Origin of the sequence: Paenilisteria newyorkensis, from assembly GCF_000766145.1 — a bacterium.
Classification (GTDB): Bacteria; Bacillota; Bacilli; order Lactobacillales; family Listeriaceae; genus Listeria_A; species Listeria_A newyorkensis.
On record NZ_JNFB01000039.1, the window covers coordinates 212,936 to 231,662 of the forward strand.

Below are 18,727 nucleotides of genomic sequence, written 5' to 3' on the forward strand. Positions count from 1 at the left end.
TCCCCTTTACTTAATCAAAAATAGCTTCGATTACCGTTCCTTCTGTATCCGGCAAATTGAGATTCAAAATCGCCGCAAAAGTTGGTGCCTCATCGATAAGTCGTGCCTGCGGAATCACCGCACCCGATTTAACCCCCTTACCGAATGCAATCATCGTTGTCGCATAATTCGGTTTTTGCGGAGAATAGCCGTGTACCGCTTGGTAAAAATCTGGATTCCCGATATCCTCTGGCCTCACTTTTTGAACGAGTTCGCCAAATGCCTGGTCCTTAAAATAATAACCAGCTGTCGCTTCAATCATGAGTAAACACGTATCGTCGGCGCCAAATGCCGTCGCCTCGTCTTGCTGATAAATGTTTTCGATGCCTTCGCAGTTTTCAAGCAGCGACCGAATCGCCACAGCCCTAGTAGCATCCTTTGCATAAATATAACACGAGCCATCACAACTTTTCGCGTAGACTTCCCAGGCAACGATTTTATTTTGCTGCAGCGTCAGAAAGCCTTGTTCCGCAAACAGAACATTGAGCTGAATCACCGAATGCACATCGATTTGATAATGATCGCCAAGCACGATGAACGTCGTATCCTCATATGTACCATTTTGCTTCGTCGCATCGATAATCCGAGCCAAACGAGCGTCATGCCGTTCGAGCGCATCCCGAGCCTCCTGCGACCTCACACCGTGTGCATGCCGCATACTATCCATATCCACAAAATGGGCCAACGTCAAATTCGGCTTCTTCCGCAAAATCGTATCCTCTACCGCTGCAATCAAAAAATCATCCAGTTCCGGCTGCTCAATTCCTCGACGCAATTTACCAAAACGTCTGTTCATATCCATTAAAAATCCCGGCGAGCTACCCCATAAGGAAACCATCACCTGATTCAGCCAAAACCGGTTCGGAAAAATTTCTGCGATGTTGTAATCAATCGAACTTCGCGCCGCCACTGGCCATAAAAAAGCCGCCGTCGTGAGCCCTGCTTGTTTGGCTACATCGTATAGAGTCGGGACCTTGATTGCCTCGCGGTACCAAAACCAATCCGGTGACGCTTTTTCGGGCTGAATTTTTGTATTATTTACAATGCCGTGCGTCCTTGGATAATGCCCCGTCACGATGGTCGTGTGCGCTGGGTACGTTAGCGACGGATAAATTGTTTCCACGGCTTCGACATGCGCGCCGTTATTTTTCAAAAAAGCAAGCGTTGGCAAGCCTGTGAGATCTTCCAAATCAGCCGAACCCAACGCGTCCAGTGAAACAATGACTAAATAGCGACTCATATTTTGATATCCTCCCATTAGAAAAACTGAGAAAATTGCATGACCAACCTTCTCAGTTCCGCCTTACTTATCTGTTATTTTGTGGTCTGGGTGAACGAGCACCTCGTCTTTATTGATAACGCCCAGCACGTCTAGGAAGAACATGAAGACAGGAATACCAACGATTAATCCCCAAATGCCGAAGAAATGCTCGGAGAAAATCAAGACGATGAACGTATAGAAAACCGGCAAATCTGTTTTCGCAGACATTAATTTCGGATTTAAAACGTACGATTCCAACGCGTGAATCACTACAACGAGCACCAAAATAATCAAGACGTAATTCACGCCGCCAATCGTGTAGGCGATAATTGTTAACGGCACCATCGAAATAATAACCCCGGCTACCGGTATCAAACCTAGTAGGAAAACCATTATCGCAAGTGAGAACAATTGCGGGAATCCCATAATCCAAAGCGCAATCGTTGTGAGAACGCAGTTGACCAAGGCAATCATGAACTGTGCTTCAATAACCTTACCAAACGTCTCGTTAAACTTACCACCGAAATACTTCACCTCGTCGTAAATGAACGCGACTTTACTCTGGCCAAACTTGCTAGTGAATAAGATAAGTTGCTCTTTTCCAAGCGAGAAGAATAGGCTTAGAATCAGCGCAATAAACGTATTCATCGCAACCACGCCAATATTCGCTAAATAAGTGAACAAGAACTGAATCCCATCATTCGCGTACTTCGTTATTTCGAATTCTTTCGCGAGAGACATGATGTAATTCACCGTTTCATTATTGCTTGGTTTCGTGTAGAAATGGTTGATGGAGCGGATAAGCTGATCCATTTGCTCAATTAACATTGGAATATATTTCACTATCAACAACGTAATACCCAGCGCAATAAACGCATACAGGATAATCACGATAATTTTCCGATAAATGGAAATACGCTTCAAAATAAAATTCTCCAACCGATTGATGAGGAAGGAAAAAATGAACGTCAGCAAGATAATATCAATCATGCTTCTAAGTAAATACAGAATAACGGCGATTAAAAGAAACACCAGTACACGCCGAAAACTGCGATTGTAAAATAATTTGGTCCAAGCGTCCAAAATGACAGCCTCCTCTAGTTTCTGACTTCCTCTATTGTATCAAAAAAAGCGTTGCCATGCATGCCTTAACTGGAAAATAAAAAAATCTTCCTAACCCGCAAATGCTCACAGGCTAAAAAGATCTCGTTCTACTTATCTTCTCCGATAATTTTTACTTCCGTTTCCAGTAAAATACCAGATTGTTCAAAAACGGTTTTCTGGACGTGTTCGATTAAATTCATGTAATCCGTCGCCGTTGCATGATCAATGTTCACGATAAAACCAGCGTGCTTTTTCGATACTTGCGCCCCACCGATTTGGTACCCTTGCAACCCAGCTTCTTGAATCAATTTACCAGCAAAATGACCAGGAGGGCGTTTGAAAACACTGCCGCATGATGGGTATTCTAATGGTTGTTTTGATTCGCGCATTTCTGTTAGTTCATCCATTTTTAGACGGATTTGCGTTTTATCGGCGAGCTCTAATTCGAACACAGCTTCTAACACGATGTAATGCTTATCCGCGATGGAACTTTTGCGATAGCGGGCTTCTAGTTGGTCTTTTTGGAGATGTAAGAGTTCACCAGTCGCTGTTAATACGGTTGCTTCGATTAGGACATCGGATATTTCACCGCCGTAAGCGCCTGCGTTCATATATAGCGCGCCGCCGACTGAGCCTGGGATGCCGCATGCGAATTCTAAGCCACTGAGTGATTCCTCTAGCGCAAACCGGGACACATCGATAATCTTAGCGCCGCAACCAGCAATAATGCGCGTACCCTCTCGCTTAATTGCATGTAGAGCGTCCAGGTACATCACGATACCGCGAATGCCGCCGTCTTTAATAATCAGATTCGAGCCATTTCCGAGTATCGTTAGCGGAATCTGATTCGTATGGGCAAAAGCAATCGTCTTTGCCGCTAAATCATGACTCGTAGGCATCACAAAAAGATCGGCTTTCCCGCCCGTTTTTGTAAACGTGTACGCCGCCAAATCTTCTTCTGTCTTGATAATAAGTGTCGGGATTTCTTGTTTCAGTTGTTCCATCGTTTGAGTTGTATACATACGCCTTACCTTTCTAACGCCATCTTTAGGCTTTCTTATTTCGAATTAAAGGTCCTATTTTCTCCATCGGTGGTTCGTACACACGGCAATAGGCTTCATACGCCTTCCCGTAATCCTTCACACGAGCCGGAATAGGCTGGTTCAGATTTAACTGCAAGCCATTTTCGAGCATCGGTATCAATGATATAATTTGATCAAAAATATGACCGGCTTGGGCTTCACTCAGCACAAACGCTAACTTTGATAAAGCACGGCGTTGTTCAGCTGGTAACATTTTCCCGTGCATTTGCGTCCATTTTAACATTTTCTTACGGGTATCACGCGTTTTCTCCAAATACAGACTTTGCCCGTACGCTGCCATAGCATACGCGAGCGACAAGTCCTCGGCATTATTCCAATCTTCTTCAAAAATCTCCTGCTGCGACTCCACTTTCTCATTTAAAAGCGTGATGTCCTCTTGGTAAATATCTAATTTGCGTTGCTGCTGTTTGTAAACCTCGAGCGCTAAATTCAGCTCATCCATCTCGGACTGCAATTTCTGACCAAACAGCCCTTTTTCATTCAAAATACGCTGAACGCTTTCAATTCGCTCCGCAGTAATACTATCTCGTTCTTTGACCAATTGCGCACGTTTCTTCAAGTAATCAAAGTAAAAACTATATTTCTGAACCTCGATAATCACTTTTTCTGCTGTTTCCAGGTCTACTGTTAGGCCATCGGGATTAGTGACAATAATACCCGCGATTTTTCCGAGCATCGAATAAACAATCACGTCGAAAAATTGCCCATCTACGCGAACTTTGTACGGTAACGTATGATTGTTCTCTAACATTTTTTTATATACTTTGGGATTCTTATTTACCATCCATATCACCTTCAATCAGCAATTCTGTTCCTATTCTTCCATTATAAATGAAAATGTCTCAAATGTCAGGGAAAAGTTTTCAAAGCCCTGTTGTTTACATAATTATATTATCGTCATCTACTAACATTTCCTATTTAACAACTAAAACTGGACACGCTGCTTGTTTGACTATTTTGTGACTGACGCTTCCCATTACCATTTCTTGTAAGGAGTTTAAGCCACGACTGCCTAAAACGAGCAAATCTGTTGGATGCTCAGACGCATATTTTATGATACTTGGTCCGGGGTCTCCATGCAGTAACGCTACTTGATAATCGATTTTCGCATTCTCTAGCCTATTCAAAGTTTCCTCTATTTTTTTCAATCGTTTCATGTGTAGTAATTCTTTATTGGATTTCAAGTCTAACGCGGCAGATTTAGTCTCGCTAGAATCGACGACACTTATGACCGTCACGTGTATATCAGGAAATCCTTTACTGAGTTTAACTACTTCCTTCGTTGCATTCACTGCATGCGTGGATCCATCGGCAGCCAGTAAAATATTCTTCATTCCACAATCTCTCCTCACCCTTAACGGGAACTATTTTTTAAATAGGTTCTTAATTGACGCATCATTCGGCGACTTTCCTTATCTAGACCTACCATTCTGACTGTACTTCCATCGTTCTCAAACTGCATGATTACTTTATAAATCGCCTCAACGCCTGAGTCATCCCATATATGAAGTTCGCTTAGATCCAATATAACACGCTTATTCTCAGTCTTTATGGAAAGCGCCTGGACGAAATTGTCAACAGAGGCAAAGAAAAGTTGCCCTTTCACTCTATACATAACCTTGTCGGCTTCTTTTGGAATGATGTCCACTTTCACTTTTGAAATTTTGACCATAAATAAAATGGCACTTAGAACCACGCCTATAATGACGCCTATTGCTAAATTGTGTGTGAATACGACTGTCAGAACCGTGATAATCATAACTGCCGTATCCGTATAATGACCTTTTTTGATATATTCAAAGCTGTGCCAATCAAATGTCCCTATACAGACGGTAATCATGACGGCAATGAGCACAGCCATTGGTATTTGAACAACCCAATCACCAAGAACGAGAATGAGAAACATTAAAAATACGCCAGCTGTAAAAGTAGACAATCGTTTGCGTCCACCAGAACTCACATTAATCATCGACTGGCCAATCATGGCACAACCGGGCATACCGCCAAAAAAGCCAGTCACAATATTCGCGATGCCTTGACCTTTTGCCTCTCTTGTTTTATTGCTATCTGTATCCGTCATGTCATCTATGATTGTTGCTGTTAGTAGAGATTCTAATAAACCAACGACGCTGAGTCCAATGGCTGTCGGTAAGATAATACCTAGCGTTTCTAGCGTAAATGGGATAGATGGAAACAAAAAAACGGGCAGTGAACTAGAAAGAGAACCCATGTCCCCAACTGTTTTTACGTCCAGATGGAATAAGACGGTAACCAGCGTCATGACAATAATCACAATCAGTGCTGCTGGGATAGCTTTAAAAAATTTAGGTAAGCCGTACAATATAAGCAAGGATACACCGACCATAGCGTACATCAGCCAGTTAGCGGCTTGCAACTGTTGTAACTGCGCCATAAAAATTAAAATAGCGAGCGCGTTAACGAATCCAATCATCACGGAGCGCGGAATAAAACGCATGAGTTTGGCTACGCCTAGATAACCAAATAGCAATTGAATAATGCCTGTCAAAATAGTAGCAGCTAATAAATACTGCAATCCGTGATCTTTTACCAAATCGACTACTAAAAGCGCCATGGCTCCAGTAGCTGCTGAAATCATGGCAGGTCGTCCGCCAATAAAAGCGATAACGACAGCCATTGTAAAGGATGCATAGAGGCCTATCATTGGATCCACACCTGCAATAATAGAGAAAGCGATGGCTTCAGGAATGAGCGCAAAAGCAACGACTATGCCAGATAAAATGTCTCCTCGTAAGTTACCAAACCACTCGTTTTTTCGTAAACTAAATAACATCCTTGAAACCTCCAACTTTTTTTACTCGTACAAATGAATCTGAGCATGTCCATCGTAGCATAGAAACCCTTTTTAATAAAGAGTCATTATGCGTCACTACTTGCATACCAGCGCTATTTTAGCTATACTTGCTTGTGTAAGGAGTTGGAACCCGCATGCCTAAAAATGAGAAATGGAAAGCGCTCGTTGATATTAATATTTTACTGATCTTATTCGGTTATATTTGTTTGTACCTTATGTATAACGTCAAGTGGCCGGAGAGTTTGCTGTTTATCGTCGCCATTCTAATGGGAGCTTCCGGTTGCCTAGGATTTTATTTGAGTATTAAAGGAATGCAGATGAAACGTAAACCGATGTATCAAATTTTCCTGATGATGGCCTCGATTATTCCCGCTATCATCGGCGTTATTTATATCGTTGTTTACTTTATCACCTTATTTTAAAAAGAAGCAAAGCCCAGTGACTACCGTCTAAACGCGGTGACACTGGGCTTTTTGTTGGTATTAGTTATTCTGTTCTAAGCATTCGTAAACGGCCATCATTTCTTGTTTATTCAACTCACGGATACGATTGAAAATCAGGATATCAGACACGGCTTCTGTGCGCGAACTTGCCGCGACAACATCGCTCACTTTACCTGTTAACCACGTGCTTACCGCGATATCTTCCACCGTTTCTTTCAGTCCGTCCTCGTTAATTCCGGTCGCCGAACACGTGACGCATGGAATCGATAATTTTTGAACGCCGTCATGTAGACCATCCTCTGAGATAACTTTCTTCCCTTTACAGAATGGACATGGCTCGGCTTTCTTGACCTTATTGATTTGCGTGACGATTTTTTTATAGCCAAATGCTTCGTAGACGTACGTCAGTTTTTTGTATTTTCCGTTGACAAAATAGGCGTCAATGATGGTTTCTCGCGTTTCTTTAATATTTGGGAAATCGCAAATTGTGACTTGGTTTTTACGACTGATGGATTCGATATTGGCTTCAATTTCATCCCAGAATGGCACAGCATTTTGTAGAACCATTTCGTAACCAACGAAGCTTGCTTGCTCTAGTTCTAGCATTTTTAAGGCGACTTGTTTTTCTCTTGGAAGTAAGGAAACGTCTTCTGTAAGCGGCATGTCTCCACCGACGATTTCTTTGACTTTCACGAGTTCAGGTAACGCGCCAACTGTTGCTATCACTTGGTCTACGGGTTGTTGAACCAGCTCACGGATGTCTGTTTCGCCGAACGTTAGTTTTTTATGGTGACCAAGAACGCTACCTTCGCAAATCGGGCATGTCACCATTTTTCTAGTTTCCTTCATCTGTTCTTTAATAATCGATTTGGAAATAACGATGTAGCGGCCGATGATTTGATTGAAACCTTGCCAGATTCTCGTCGCTTTTCCTGCTTTATCATAGAACGATTTTTCCCAATAGCCATATAAGAAGGTATGTTTCTCGGCTTCCGTTAGCTTGCTGTAAGGCTTGCTCAAGTCGTGACCGAGCTCATTCTTGATTTCCTCGAATAAAAACTCGATTTTCTGGAACTGGAAAAATTCTAACACTTTCATCACTTCTGGGTGCAGCATACCTTCCCAAAACGGCGCATTTTTGTCCTGAATCACAACATCGAAATCAAATTCCTCGATCACGCGACGGCCAGAGCAATACGGGCAATGGTTATCTGCTGAATAAAAATCGAAACTTCGCGTATCTTTATTCGTAGGATGCGATGCCACAATGTGGTTAATGAGTCCGCCCATTTCAAAAAGGAAACTATATTGACTATACAAATGCCGTTCCAAATCAATCGCGACAACTGGTGCAATTTTCTCCGATTCGAATTCGCCATAAATCAAGCGAGCCATCGATGACAAGCTCTTTAAAATACCGCCTTTATAGATGTTTTCCGCATTTTTGAAGTAGTCGATATGATTTTCTTCTAAATAATGAACACCGGTTTGTGGCTTCAGCGTAGAAGAAATTGGCGCCGGTTTTACGCTAGCTTCCCCGCTTTTTTGACGGTAGAACTCTTCATGCGTCACAATATCCAGCTTTTCAACCGGCTCGACTTGCCGTTTTCCGAAATCGACAATGAAATCCGAGGCTTCAAGCATGTAATCGTTATGCTCAATCATCACCATAGACACCGTTTCATCCTCTAAAATAACGCGAATACTATCGATGAATTGGTTTAAAATATTTTGCGACAAACCTTTCGATGGCTCATCAAAAATGAATAGCGTATGCGGATTTTTAGCGCCTGAAAAAAGTTCCGAAACAAGATGCACACATTGGAATTCCCCTGTGGATAGCGTCTGTGTTTTTCTTTCTAGCGTTAAATAGCCTAATCCTAATTTTATTAATAAACTCAAGCGTTTGTGCGCGAGATCTTGCTTTGGTAATTCATCAATAATATCTTCAATCGAACGTTCAAAAATAGCGTCAATGTCATCGCTATACTTCGTCAGTTTTTTCTTAATATCAAGGAATGTCGCAACAGTCGAACGGCTCGTAATCGATTGATTGCGATTTTGACCGACCATAACTAACTTATCTTTTGGATAGCGTTTCAGAAAATCTTTCGCGATACATTCGTTGACTAGCGTCGATTTCCCGCACCCAGATTCACCCGTAAATGTCACGAGTCTGTTTTTCGGAATTTGTATCTCTGCCATTTGAATATTACGGCAATGCAAATCCTTAAATTGGTAGTATTCCGTCGGTTTTTCTTGATTCGTCCCAACAAGCACTGGCGCTGGTCGTGGCGATTCCTCCACAATTTTCCCGCCGTATTTCCCACTGCCTGGTCCGAAAAATAGCTGCTCATCCGTTGCATCCAGAACGGTGTCCGAATGGTCAATCAGCCAAATCTGGTTTTTGTAGCCCAATTGTTTAATTTGCTCTAGAATCTTTAATAATGTTTGGTGATCGAGACCGACCGAAATTTCATCGATAATAATCACGGTATTTTCACTCGTAGCCATGAATTCCGCCAAATAAAGTCGCGTTAATTCCCCTCCTGATAGCGTTCCCATGATGCGATTTAGTGTTAAGTAGCCGATATTCATATTGATAATATTTTGCAGGATATGCTGTTTTCCTTCGCTAAGATTTAATTCCTCTTTAAGCGAAAGCAGCGTCTCCATGCTCAAATTATTTACATCAGAAATGCTGTGTTCTTTTCCTAGTAACTCGATTTTATAGGTCTCAACTTCGGGATTAAAGCGCTTGCCGTCACATTTTTTACACGTCACGTTACTATTACTGCCACGCCCTTTACAACCCGTACACCAACCCAAAACATTATTAAACGAAAATAGTTCTGGTGATAAGTCGAATTTTTCTGCCATTGTCACACGAATTTCCTTAAATACACCAGTATGCGTTCCGATTGTAGAACGCGGATTCGATGAAATAGAGGATTTTCCAAGAAACAAAACAAGTGGCATTTCTTCCATCTTGATCGCGCTGAAATTCGTATCCATAATTTCGGGAAATAAGTACTGATATTCCGCTTTTGGTAGCAATGAAACGAGACGCTTCTTGGATTCCTCACCGATAGTTTGGCAGAAAGTCGTTTTTCCTGATCCAGACAAACCGGCAATTCCGAGTGATTTATCTGTTGGTAATACAGTGTCCAGATGGTTAATGTTGTTCGCAATTAATTGATTTATTTTCATAGTGGTATCTTCCCCATTCTTTCAATCTAGTCATACGCTGAATCCTAATTATCGCATAACTGGTTATGTAACTTCAACTTCGAGTACTCTCTCACAATAAAAGAGCGCAATCCCATTTCAGAATTGCACTCTTTTGCCCAACCTTATGCTAAAACCGTTCCGAGTTTATTACCCATTTCAGTCCATGCATATGTTGCGCCTTGGATCGCACCTTGACGCGCTTTCGTTTCTTCACTGAAACCGCTTTGGTCTAACTTCAATTGTACCGTATCATCTGCGTTTTTTGTCAATGTCCACGTTACTGTCGTTGTTTCGCCAGCGCTTGCCCACGTGTATGTGATAGAATTTGGCTCATCGATGTTCAGCACTTCGCAATCGACAATGCCGTCCCACCATTCGGATGGTTCTGCGCGGAATTGGAATTTGTGACCAACAACCGCTTTAAAATCGTTATTCCAAATCCATTTTGCGAGCATATCCGAGTCTGTTAACGCGTGCCATACTTTTTCTACCGAGCTTGTGAATTGAAAATCTAATGATACATCTGGTTTCATGTTTTGTTCCTCCAATAATTGATTTAGTTTAAACATTCGTTCTTTCCAAAAACTTTCATAGTACGATACCCAATCTTGAATTTCTTTCAGTGGCTTGGCATTTAACCGGTATCTGGTTTCACGACCAACTTTTCGCGCCACTACAAGATCGGCTTCTTTCAAAATAGCCAAATGCTTAGAAACGGCTGTACGACCCATTTGAAAATGAACCGTTATCTCGTATAACGGTAATTCTTCCACATCTGTCAGCATTTGAAGTATCTTTCGCCTCGTTGGATCGGCAACAGCGTCATAGACATCCCTCACTTGGCCTTTATCGCTAAGCATACACACCACCTTTTCTCTTTTCGGAAAATAGGACACCTTTTGTTGTCATTTTCATTATACGACACCATATGGTGACATGTCAACTTTTTGTTTGGCATTTTTTTAGAATAAGGCTTATTATCGCTTCTTCGGAGAGGTTTTCACGGAGAATGATCTCGTTTTCCACACCTAGATAATCGTCACTAAGCCACCATTCTTCTAGTTTTTCGATTCCGAACTCGTGTGCGTTTGCTTTTGTTCGGTGTCTTTTTATAGTCTCTGAAAATGGTAAATCGAAATAATAAACGTCTGCTTTATGATTGAAAAAGTGGATAAGCCCGTGAAGCATCTCCTGATAAATCGCCTTGCCAAGTATGCCTTCTACGATGACATATTCGCATGTGTGTTTTCCATATTCAGCTATGATTCGAATGAGGTCGATGCTCGGGTTTCCTTGGCGATCTTTTACGTGTAGCATATCGCGCCGAACGGTGTCTTGCGAAACGAGTAGTGTTCCTGGACCTAGCTTTTTTTGCAATTCGTTCGCGATCGTTGTTTTGCCGCTTCCTGAGTTTCCACGAATAATAAGTAGTTTTGTTTCCATCGGGTTTCCTCCTATGATTTTCTAATCAAAAACGAACCACCACCCGTTAAGGATGATAGTTCGCTTGTCGTTATAGTACTTCCGCAAATTTCTTCTTTTTATTCTTCACTGGGTTTAGTTTGCGTTCGACCCAGCCAAGTAACACGTCCGCCATAACGGCCATCAGTGCGGTTGGAATCGCTCCAGCTAGAATAATCGCGGTTCCGTTTGTCGCGTTGGTTCCACGAACAATGATATCGCCGAGCCCGCCTGCACCAACGAATGTCCCGATTGCTGCTACTCCAATGGCGATGACAAGGGCGTTTCTAATCCCCGCCATAATCACGGAAAGCGCCAGCGGTATTTCAATCATACGCAACACTTGCCATTTAGTCATTCCCATCGCTTTTCCTGATTCAAGTAGCGCACCGTCTACATTTTGAATCCCTGTATAGGTGTTTTTCAGAATCGGTAAAATGGAATAGAGAAATAGTGAAAGGACAACTGTGTTTGTTCCGAGTCCCATCACGAGCATCAGCATCGCGAGTAAAGCCAAAGCAGGAATCGTTTGAATCACGTTCGCGGTTTGGATGACCCAGCCCGCTAATTTCTTCTTGCGAGCGATATAAATCCCGAGTGGAATCGCCACAATCGCTGCAAAAATAACGCCGTAAGCACTCATCAAGAAATGCCGCCAGAATGCTTCCATCACGTATGTTGCGTTGGTTTGATAATAGTCAATGAGTTGTGAAAATGTATCCATTTTGTCGACACCTCCTTATTTATCTTCAAAGTAATTATGTTTTTTTAGAAATTCTTCTGCAACGATCGACGGTTCTTTTAATTCGCCATCTGCTTGGTAGTTCAGTTTTTGCATTTCTTCCGTGGAAATCGTGCCAACCAATTTGTTAATCGTTGTTTTCAGCTCTGGATGTTCTTTTAAAATAGCATCTGTAGCCATTGGTGAAGCATCGTACGGCGGGAAGAAGTGCTTATCATCTTCTAATACAACCAAATTATACGTCGGAATTCGGCCGTCTGTCGAGTAACCTAGCGCGACGTCCATCTGATTGTTTTTCAAAGCCGTGTAAATCAAGCCAATCTGCATCGGGAAAATTTTCTTGAATGTGATGTCATAGTCTTTGGAAAACGCTTTGTAACCGTCACCGGCACGCTCCATCCACGAGTTATCGACACCCGCAACAAGCTGATCTTCTACCGCGCGCATATCGCTAATCGTCTTTAAATTGTATTTCTTCGCGGTATCTTGACGCACCATAAAGGCATACGTATTCGCAAAACCATACGAATCAAACCAATATTGATCGAAGCGCTCGGAAAAACCTTTTTGCACGGCTTTCAGTGCTTTTTCAGGATCTTTTAGCGGCTCTTCGCCAAGCGGACCTACCAAATCAGTCCCCGTGTAACGCGTTGCCGAGATATCAATATCGCCATTTACCATCGCTTGGTGTTGCACGACGGAAGAACCGAGATTGTTTACCATTTCAACTTTTAAATCTGTATCGTGTTCAATCATTTGTTTTACGATATTACCTACTATCTGTGATTCTGTTGTAGACATAGTCCCAATTTTAATCGTGCCATCTGTGCTACCGCCAAGTCCTGGCAAGGCACACGCCGATAAAAGAGATACGCCAAGCAGGATGACAGTAGCAAGTTTGAGTCTTTTTTTCATCATTTTTTACTGTCCCTCCTACATATTCTCTTTTGCAGCACGAATTGCTTTTGGTGTAATCCGAACTTCTAATTTGCCTAGGAAAAATTCGACTAACAGCGCCAAAATCGTAACCGGAATCGCGCCGCCGAGAATTAAATCTGGACGATATAAGTTCAATCCGTTAAAGATAAAGTCACCGAGCCCGCCTGCACCAATGTATGAGGCAAGTGTTGCCCAAGCAATGATGTATACGGCGGATAAACGAATACCTGCCATAATGACGGAAATCGAGTTAGGAAGTTCGACATTTTTGACGAGTTGCCAAGATGTCATCCCCATGCCACGTCCCGATTCAATCAAATTTTTGTCCACGCCACGAACACCGATAAACGTGTTTCGCATGATTGGCAGCACCGAATAAATGAATAGCGCCACAATCGCTGGTATTTTACCGACGCCTAGAATTGGAATAATAAAAGCCAAGATTGCAAGCGACGGCACTGTTTGTAACACACTAACAATCCCGATTACAAAATTAGCGATTTTTGGCGAGCGTGTTAACAAAATGCCCACCGGTACAGCCACAACAATCCCCAAAATTACCGCAGATAGCGAAATATAGAGATGTTCCCACGTTTTTACTAGCAGGTCATGGCCGTTGTCTTGGAAAAATTGCGTTATCGCGTCCATTAAAAATAACCTCCTATTTTATTCGTGTACTTCTTCTTTTTCAAGCTCTTTCGTCACTTCGGCATGTTCCGCCGCAGCTTCTTCTAAATCGCCCCAAATGGAATCATAAACAATATCCACAAGGCTTGCGCGCGTCACAATCCCAACTAAGCGGTTTTTCTCATCCACAACCGGGACATACTTGAACCCGCGTTTTAAAATACGTTGCATCGTGTCGCGTAATAGCGCATCTTTTCGAACGTAGAAAACATTTTTATCCAAAATATCAACAACCGATGTCGCAGTTCGGCGATTATGCTCGATAGCTTCCACATCAATAATCCCTTTCAACACGTTCTGATCATCCGTCACAAGTAGCGTATCCACACGGCGTTCCTTCATCAGTTGAATCGCCGCTTGCAGTGATTTGTCCGCCGTAATCGAAACAGGCGTATTATTCATGATTTGCTCTACATTCGTCACGTTCGGACGCGCCTCAATCAAGCGATCTTTCCCAATAAAGTCTTCCACAAATTTATCAGCCGGATTTCGCAAAATCTCATCTGGCGTATCAAATTGAACGATTTCGCCACCGCGCATAATCACAATCCGATCCGCAAGTTTGATAGCCTCATCCATATCATGCGTAACAAAAATAATCGTTTTTCCAAGCTCCCGTTGCAAATTCTTGAATTCCTCTTGCAACGAATCACGCGTAATTGGATCAAGCGCACCAAAAGGCTCATCCATCAAAATCAAATTCTGTTCCGCAGCAAGCGCACGAAGCACACCAATCCGTTGCTGCTGACCACCACTTAACTCATATGGATAGCGGTCTAAGTACTCTTCAGGCAAATCGACCAATTTGATCAATTCCAGTGCCCGTTCATTTTTCTTCTCTTCCGACCATTTTAAAAGTTTCGGAACGAGTACAATATTTTCACGAATCGTCATATGTGGCATCAAGCCAATTTGCTGAATCACATACCCAATCGACCGACGCAATTTCACCGGATCTTCCTTCATAATATCCTTATCGTTAATAAAAATTTGGCCATTAGTCGGCTCAATTAAGCGGTTAATCATCTTCATCGTTGTTGTCTTCCCGCAACCACTTGGCCCGATAAAACAAATAAATTCGCCACGATCAATATCTAAGTTCAGATCATTGACCGCCGTTTTACCGCCCTTGTAAATTTTTGAAACATGCTCAAATCTTAGCAATCTAGACACCTCCGAGTTTATTAGCTAGCATAATCGCTAGTGTGAAGCTTTGAATCAACGACCCCTTTGACCCACGACGTATGTATTCCCATCTCAGTCTATAACGAAACATTTCATAGAGCAAGAAAATACGATGGAAAAACTTATCAATAAAAAGAAATAAAAGCTGGGAATTAGCGCTTCTCAACTTTTAACTGGTTGTATAATCAGAACACAGTTACAGCGAGTAAGAAATCAAAACGTTGATCCTATTCCAAATAACACAGCCCTTTCTAAACCCCATTATAACGTAACCAAAATCAAAAAGCGAACGCCCACGCCTCATATGTGCCTATTCAGATAGAAAAAAGCTCCACCAAATGCACTACTCATAGGCACTTAGGGAACTTTTAAAATTTCTTATAAAAAACAAGATTTACATGTTGAAATGAAGGCATTTTAGTCGAATAATGACCGATTCGTGAGTTTCAATCGAGTATCCATTTTCCTGAGAATAGCAAAGCCAATCAGCGCTCCAATGAGAGAACTCAGGAAGAAAGACGGAATAAACACCCAGATTGTCATTTGCTGTGTCAGAAATAATCGAGCAATCGGATAACATATCAAAGCACCGAGAATCCCCGTTCCGACAATTTCGCCGACAGCAGCCAGCCAAAACTTTTTCGTATATTTGTAGAGCATCCCCGCGCACAACGCACCAACCATACTCCCAGGAAATGCAAACACTGTGCCTGTTCCGAATAGATTACGCAGTACAGAGGTGCCAAACGCTTGCGCCACAGCATATCCAGGTCCAAGTATCACGGCGCTAACCAAGTTTACCAAATGCTGCACGGGAGCAATTTTTGCAAAGCCGACTGGCACAAAAATAAAACTACTTCCGACAAAAGAAATCGCAATAAGCATCGCCGTATAAAGCCATTTTTTTAGCACCATGATTATTTAGGTAAAAACAGCTTCGGTGAGATTTTCATCAGGATGGAAACAATGATTCCTGCCACGATAATCGTTGCGATACAACTCGCACCATTCATCACGATTGAGAACAATTGCGCGGACCAACCTTTGAAAGCATAAGCTCCCCAAAACAAGACACCCGCAAGATAATGCCAGAAATAACGGGCCACGCCGCCAATAACCATCGTTCCCCAAGCCCAGCCAATCGCTTTGCCTAACTTCTCCTCTTTCAGATAACCACGAACTTGTACCGCAAAAACACCAGCAAAAGCAATAAACGCAAACGCTACAATATACTCTAGAAATCCTTGCAGCGGACTCAAAATATAGGCTTTCCCTGTCACAAAATGAAGCAACCCCCACAATAATCCAGAAAAACCAGCAGCCCAAAAGCCACGTCTAATCGCAATGATATACATCGGAATCATACCAAGAGATATCGAAAAAGATGATCCAATATCAAGCGGAATAAAACTGAGGACCATTGCTAGTGCTGCAAATATAGCACATTCTAACATCGTCAATAATCGCGTATTACGCATAAAAAATACCCCTCTCTTTTTTTGGTAAAAAACGTACCGCAGAAGAAAGGAGTCATATCGTCAAATTATGTATCAGATACCACTTCATTCGCCACAATCCCTACGCTCGTATTAACGAACAGGTTCAAAGGGTCAGAATCCTAAAAATCAGGAATCAATCTCAGCCAAGGCCCCCCCTGTGGTAACGTCTCGAGATAGTTGCTTACTCGATATAAATCGGCGACAAGCATTCGCATTCTGGTAGTTTCGCGGACTTCCGGTTCTCACATACACCAGTATGCTCCGCTTCCGGCTTCCTCGAAACTACCAGAATACAAACGCTTTCGCTCGATTTGTGTAAAGCGATATTTAGAACCTATCCCAAAACAAAAGAAAGATTCCCAATCTATCGTTCAAAGAGTATAACAACTATCAAATATCCAAATAAACCAGCCAAGTTTTGTAATCTCGGCGACTTATTTGTTTATCTGGTTTTATTATAACAGCAATTTTTAGAAAGTCCAGCCCCCTGCTCTTTCATTGCGTGCTCATTCATGATAGAATAGGAGTAATTGCGTTTTTGGCATTCAATATGAAAATTTCAGTTGAAAACGCGCGAATTTGGGAGGACGAAAATGTTAACTGTAAATAATGTATCTTTACGTTTTGGCGATAAAAAATTATTTGAAGATGTTTCGATTAAATTTACACCTGGGAATTGTTACGGCTTGATTGGTGCGAACGGCGCTGGTAAATCTACTTTCTTAAAAGTACTTTCTGGTGAGCTGGATTCACAAAGTGGTAATGTGCATATCCCTGCTGGCGAACGCTTGACTGTTTTGAAGCAAGATCATTTCCAATATGATGAAGAAGTTGTTCTAAAAACAGTTATTCGTGGACATGAGCAATTGTTCAAAATCATGGAAGAAAAAGACGCGATTTATTCTAAAGAAGATTTCAGTGATGCGGATGGTATTCGTGCGGCAGAACTTGAAGGTGAATTTGCAGAGCTTGACGGTTGGGACGCAGAGCCAGAAGCAGCTGTTTTGCTTAGTGGTCTTGGTATTACGACCGATTTACATGATAAATTAATGAAAGACCTTACGGGTGGCGACAAAGTGAAAGTTTTGCTAGCACAAGCGCTGTTTGGCAAACCTGACATCTTGCTTCTCGATGAGCCTACCAACCATCTGGACATCAAAGCGATCCATTGGTTAGAAGAGTTCTTAATCAACTTTGAGAATACCGTTATCGTTGTTTCCCATGACCGTCACTTCTTAAATAAAGTTTGTACGCATATTGCCGATCTTGATTTCAGCAAAATTAAGCTGTATGTTGGTAACTATGATTTCTGGTATGAATCTAGCCAATTAGCGCAAACAATGATGGGCGACCGCAACAAGAAGAAAGAGGAGAAAATCAAGGAATTGGAAGCCTTTATCGCACGTTTCTCGGCCAACGCTTCGAAATCTAAACAAGCAACCAGCCGTAAGAAAATGCTCGATAAAATCACGCTTGAGGACATCCAACCTTCGAGCCGTCGCTATCCGTTCGTACAATTCAATCCTGACCGCGAAGTTGGGAATGATCTCCTTACTGTAACGAATCTTTCTAAGACGATTGATGGCGTGAAAGTGCTTGATAACGTTAGCTTTATCATCAATCGTAATGACAAAGTTGCCCTTGTTGGTGACGATGAAGTTGCAAAAACAGTATTTTTCCAAATCCTTGCTGGCGAAATGGAACCAGATGAAGGCGAATATAAATGGGGCGTAACAACAACACAAAGCTACTTCCCGAAAGATAACTCGGAATTTTTCGAGGAAAACGATCTAAACCTTGTAGAATGGTTACGTCAATATTCTCCACAAGACGATAGTGAAGCCTTCCTTCGCGGTTTCCTTGGCCGTATGCTATTTAGTGGCGACGAAGTGTTGAAGAAAGTTCGCGTTCTTTCCGGTGGTGAGAAAGTTCGTTGTATGCTATCGAAAAACATGCTTTCTGGCGCAAACGTACTATTGATGGACGAACCTACCAACCATTTAGACTTAGAATCCATTACAGCGCTAAATAACGGCATGATTCAATTTAAAGGCGCGATGATTTTCGCATCACATGATCATCAGTTCTTACAAAGTGTCGCGACTCGTATCGTCAACCTTTCGAAAGATCAGTTCTACAATAAAGAAATTTCATATGATGAGTATCTTGCGGAAGCATTGAATGTAACCGAGTAAGCTAT

General features: G+C 42.1%; 17 protein-coding genes, 1 pseudogene and 1 riboswitch. Of the genes and pseudogenes, 2 read left to right on the plus strand and 16 right to left on the minus strand.

The genetic code is table 11. The features are described from left to right. Positions 1 to 10: 10 nt before the first annotated feature. From EP58_RS13075 to EP58_RS13100, 6 genes are all read right to left on the minus strand, one after another. Entirely contained in the window at positions 11 to 1,279 is a 1,269-nt protein-coding gene (locus EP58_RS13075) for an alkaline phosphatase family protein (RefSeq protein WP_036094069.1), read from the minus strand. Positions 1,280 to 1,342: 63 nt separating this feature from the next. After that, positions 1,343 to 2,383, minus strand: a complete 1,041-nt coding sequence (locus EP58_RS13080; protein ID WP_036094071.1) for an AI-2E family transporter — start codon at positions 2,381 to 2,383, stop codon at positions 1,343 to 1,345. 128 nt (positions 2,384 to 2,511) lie between these two features. Further along, the gene (murB, locus tag EP58_RS13085) at positions 2,512 to 3,426 is read right to left on the minus strand and encodes a UDP-N-acetylmuramate dehydrogenase (RefSeq protein ID WP_077917920.1); all 915 of its coding nucleotides are present in this window, start codon (positions 3,424 to 3,426) and stop codon (positions 2,512 to 2,514) included. 25 nt (positions 3,427 to 3,451) lie between these two features. Next, complete coding sequence (locus EP58_RS13090; RefSeq protein WP_036094073.1) at positions 3,452 to 4,291, minus strand: hypothetical protein; 840 nt, start codon at positions 4,289 to 4,291, stop codon at positions 3,452 to 3,454. Between the two features lie 130 nt (positions 4,292 to 4,421). Beyond that, positions 4,422 to 4,841 carry a universal stress protein gene (locus EP58_RS13095; RefSeq protein WP_036094075.1) on the minus strand — a complete coding sequence of 140 codons (420 nt, stop codon included), beginning with the start codon at positions 4,839 to 4,841 and terminating at the stop codon, positions 4,422 to 4,424. Positions 4,842 to 4,861: 20 nt separating this feature from the next. After that, the gene (locus EP58_RS13100; RefSeq protein ID WP_036094077.1) at positions 4,862 to 6,319 is read right to left on the minus strand and encodes a SulP family inorganic anion transporter; all 1,458 of its coding nucleotides are present in this window, start codon (positions 6,317 to 6,319) and stop codon (positions 4,862 to 4,864) included. 155 nt (positions 6,320 to 6,474) lie between these two features. On the opposite strand from EP58_RS13100, the gene EP58_RS13105 reads away from it, so the two are divergent. Then, entirely contained in the window at positions 6,475 to 6,762 is a 288-nt protein-coding gene (locus tag EP58_RS13105; RefSeq protein WP_036094079.1) for a hypothetical protein, read from the plus strand. Positions 6,763 to 6,822: 60 nt separating this feature from the next. Here the strand turns inward: EP58_RS13105 and EP58_RS13110 are convergent, their stop codons facing one another. The 10 genes and pseudogenes from EP58_RS13110 to thiT form a co-directional block, all read right to left on the minus strand. Continuing rightward, on the minus strand, positions 6,823 to 9,993 hold the full coding sequence (locus EP58_RS13110; RefSeq protein WP_036094081.1) for an ATP-binding cassette domain-containing protein: 3,171 nt from the start codon (positions 9,991 to 9,993) through the stop codon (positions 6,823 to 6,825). 143 nt (positions 9,994 to 10,136) lie between these two features. Then, complete coding sequence (locus tag EP58_RS17890; RefSeq protein ID WP_052164879.1) at positions 10,137 to 10,547, minus strand: SRPBCC family protein; 411 nt, start codon at positions 10,545 to 10,547, stop codon at positions 10,137 to 10,139. Between the two features lie 138 nt (positions 10,548 to 10,685). Next, positions 10,686 to 10,874: pseudogene (locus tag EP58_RS17895) on the minus strand (metalloregulator ArsR/SmtB family transcription factor); the annotation flags it as partial. A gap of 79 nt (positions 10,875 to 10,953) precedes the next feature. Beyond that, the gene (locus tag EP58_RS13120) at positions 10,954 to 11,457 is read right to left on the minus strand and encodes a kinase (protein ID WP_036094084.1); all 504 of its coding nucleotides are present in this window, start codon (positions 11,455 to 11,457) and stop codon (positions 10,954 to 10,956) included. A 70-nt stretch (positions 11,458 to 11,527) separates the two neighbouring features. Beyond that, positions 11,528 to 12,199: an ABC transporter permease gene (locus EP58_RS13125; protein ID WP_036094086.1), complete on the minus strand. Its 672-nt coding sequence runs from the start codon at positions 12,197 to 12,199 to the stop codon at positions 11,528 to 11,530. 15 nt (positions 12,200 to 12,214) lie between these two features. Further along, complete coding sequence (locus EP58_RS13130) at positions 12,215 to 13,135, minus strand: osmoprotectant ABC transporter substrate-binding protein (RefSeq protein WP_036094087.1); 921 nt, start codon at positions 13,133 to 13,135, stop codon at positions 12,215 to 12,217. A gap of 15 nt (positions 13,136 to 13,150) precedes the next feature. After that, positions 13,151 to 13,804 carry an ABC transporter permease gene (locus tag EP58_RS13135; RefSeq protein ID WP_036061955.1) on the minus strand — a complete coding sequence of 218 codons (654 nt, stop codon included), beginning with the start codon at positions 13,802 to 13,804 and terminating at the stop codon, positions 13,151 to 13,153. An 18-nt stretch (positions 13,805 to 13,822) separates the two neighbouring features. Next, complete coding sequence (locus EP58_RS13140; RefSeq protein ID WP_036094088.1) at positions 13,823 to 15,007, minus strand: betaine/proline/choline family ABC transporter ATP-binding protein; 1,185 nt, start codon at positions 15,005 to 15,007, stop codon at positions 13,823 to 13,825. A 438-nt stretch (positions 15,008 to 15,445) separates the two neighbouring features. Continuing rightward, complete coding sequence (gene thiW, locus EP58_RS13145; protein ID WP_236637250.1) at positions 15,446 to 15,913, minus strand: energy coupling factor transporter S component ThiW; 468 nt, start codon at positions 15,911 to 15,913, stop codon at positions 15,446 to 15,448. Positions 15,914 to 15,945: 32 nt separating this feature from the next. Further along, positions 15,946 to 16,506 (minus strand): energy-coupled thiamine transporter ThiT, encoded by a 561-nt coding sequence (thiT, locus tag EP58_RS13150; RefSeq protein ID WP_036094090.1) that lies wholly within the window; start codon positions 16,504 to 16,506, stop codon positions 15,946 to 15,948. Positions 16,507 to 16,585: 79 nt separating this feature from the next. Continuing rightward, positions 16,586 to 16,693, minus strand: a riboswitch (TPP riboswitch). A 427-nt stretch (positions 16,694 to 17,120) separates the two neighbouring features. On the opposite strand from thiT, the gene EP58_RS13155 reads away from it, so the two are divergent. Next, positions 17,121 to 18,722, plus strand: a complete 1,602-nt coding sequence (locus EP58_RS13155) for an ABC-F family ATP-binding cassette domain-containing protein (protein WP_036094093.1) — start codon at positions 17,121 to 17,123, stop codon at positions 18,720 to 18,722. Positions 18,723 to 18,727 lie beyond the last annotated feature (5 nt).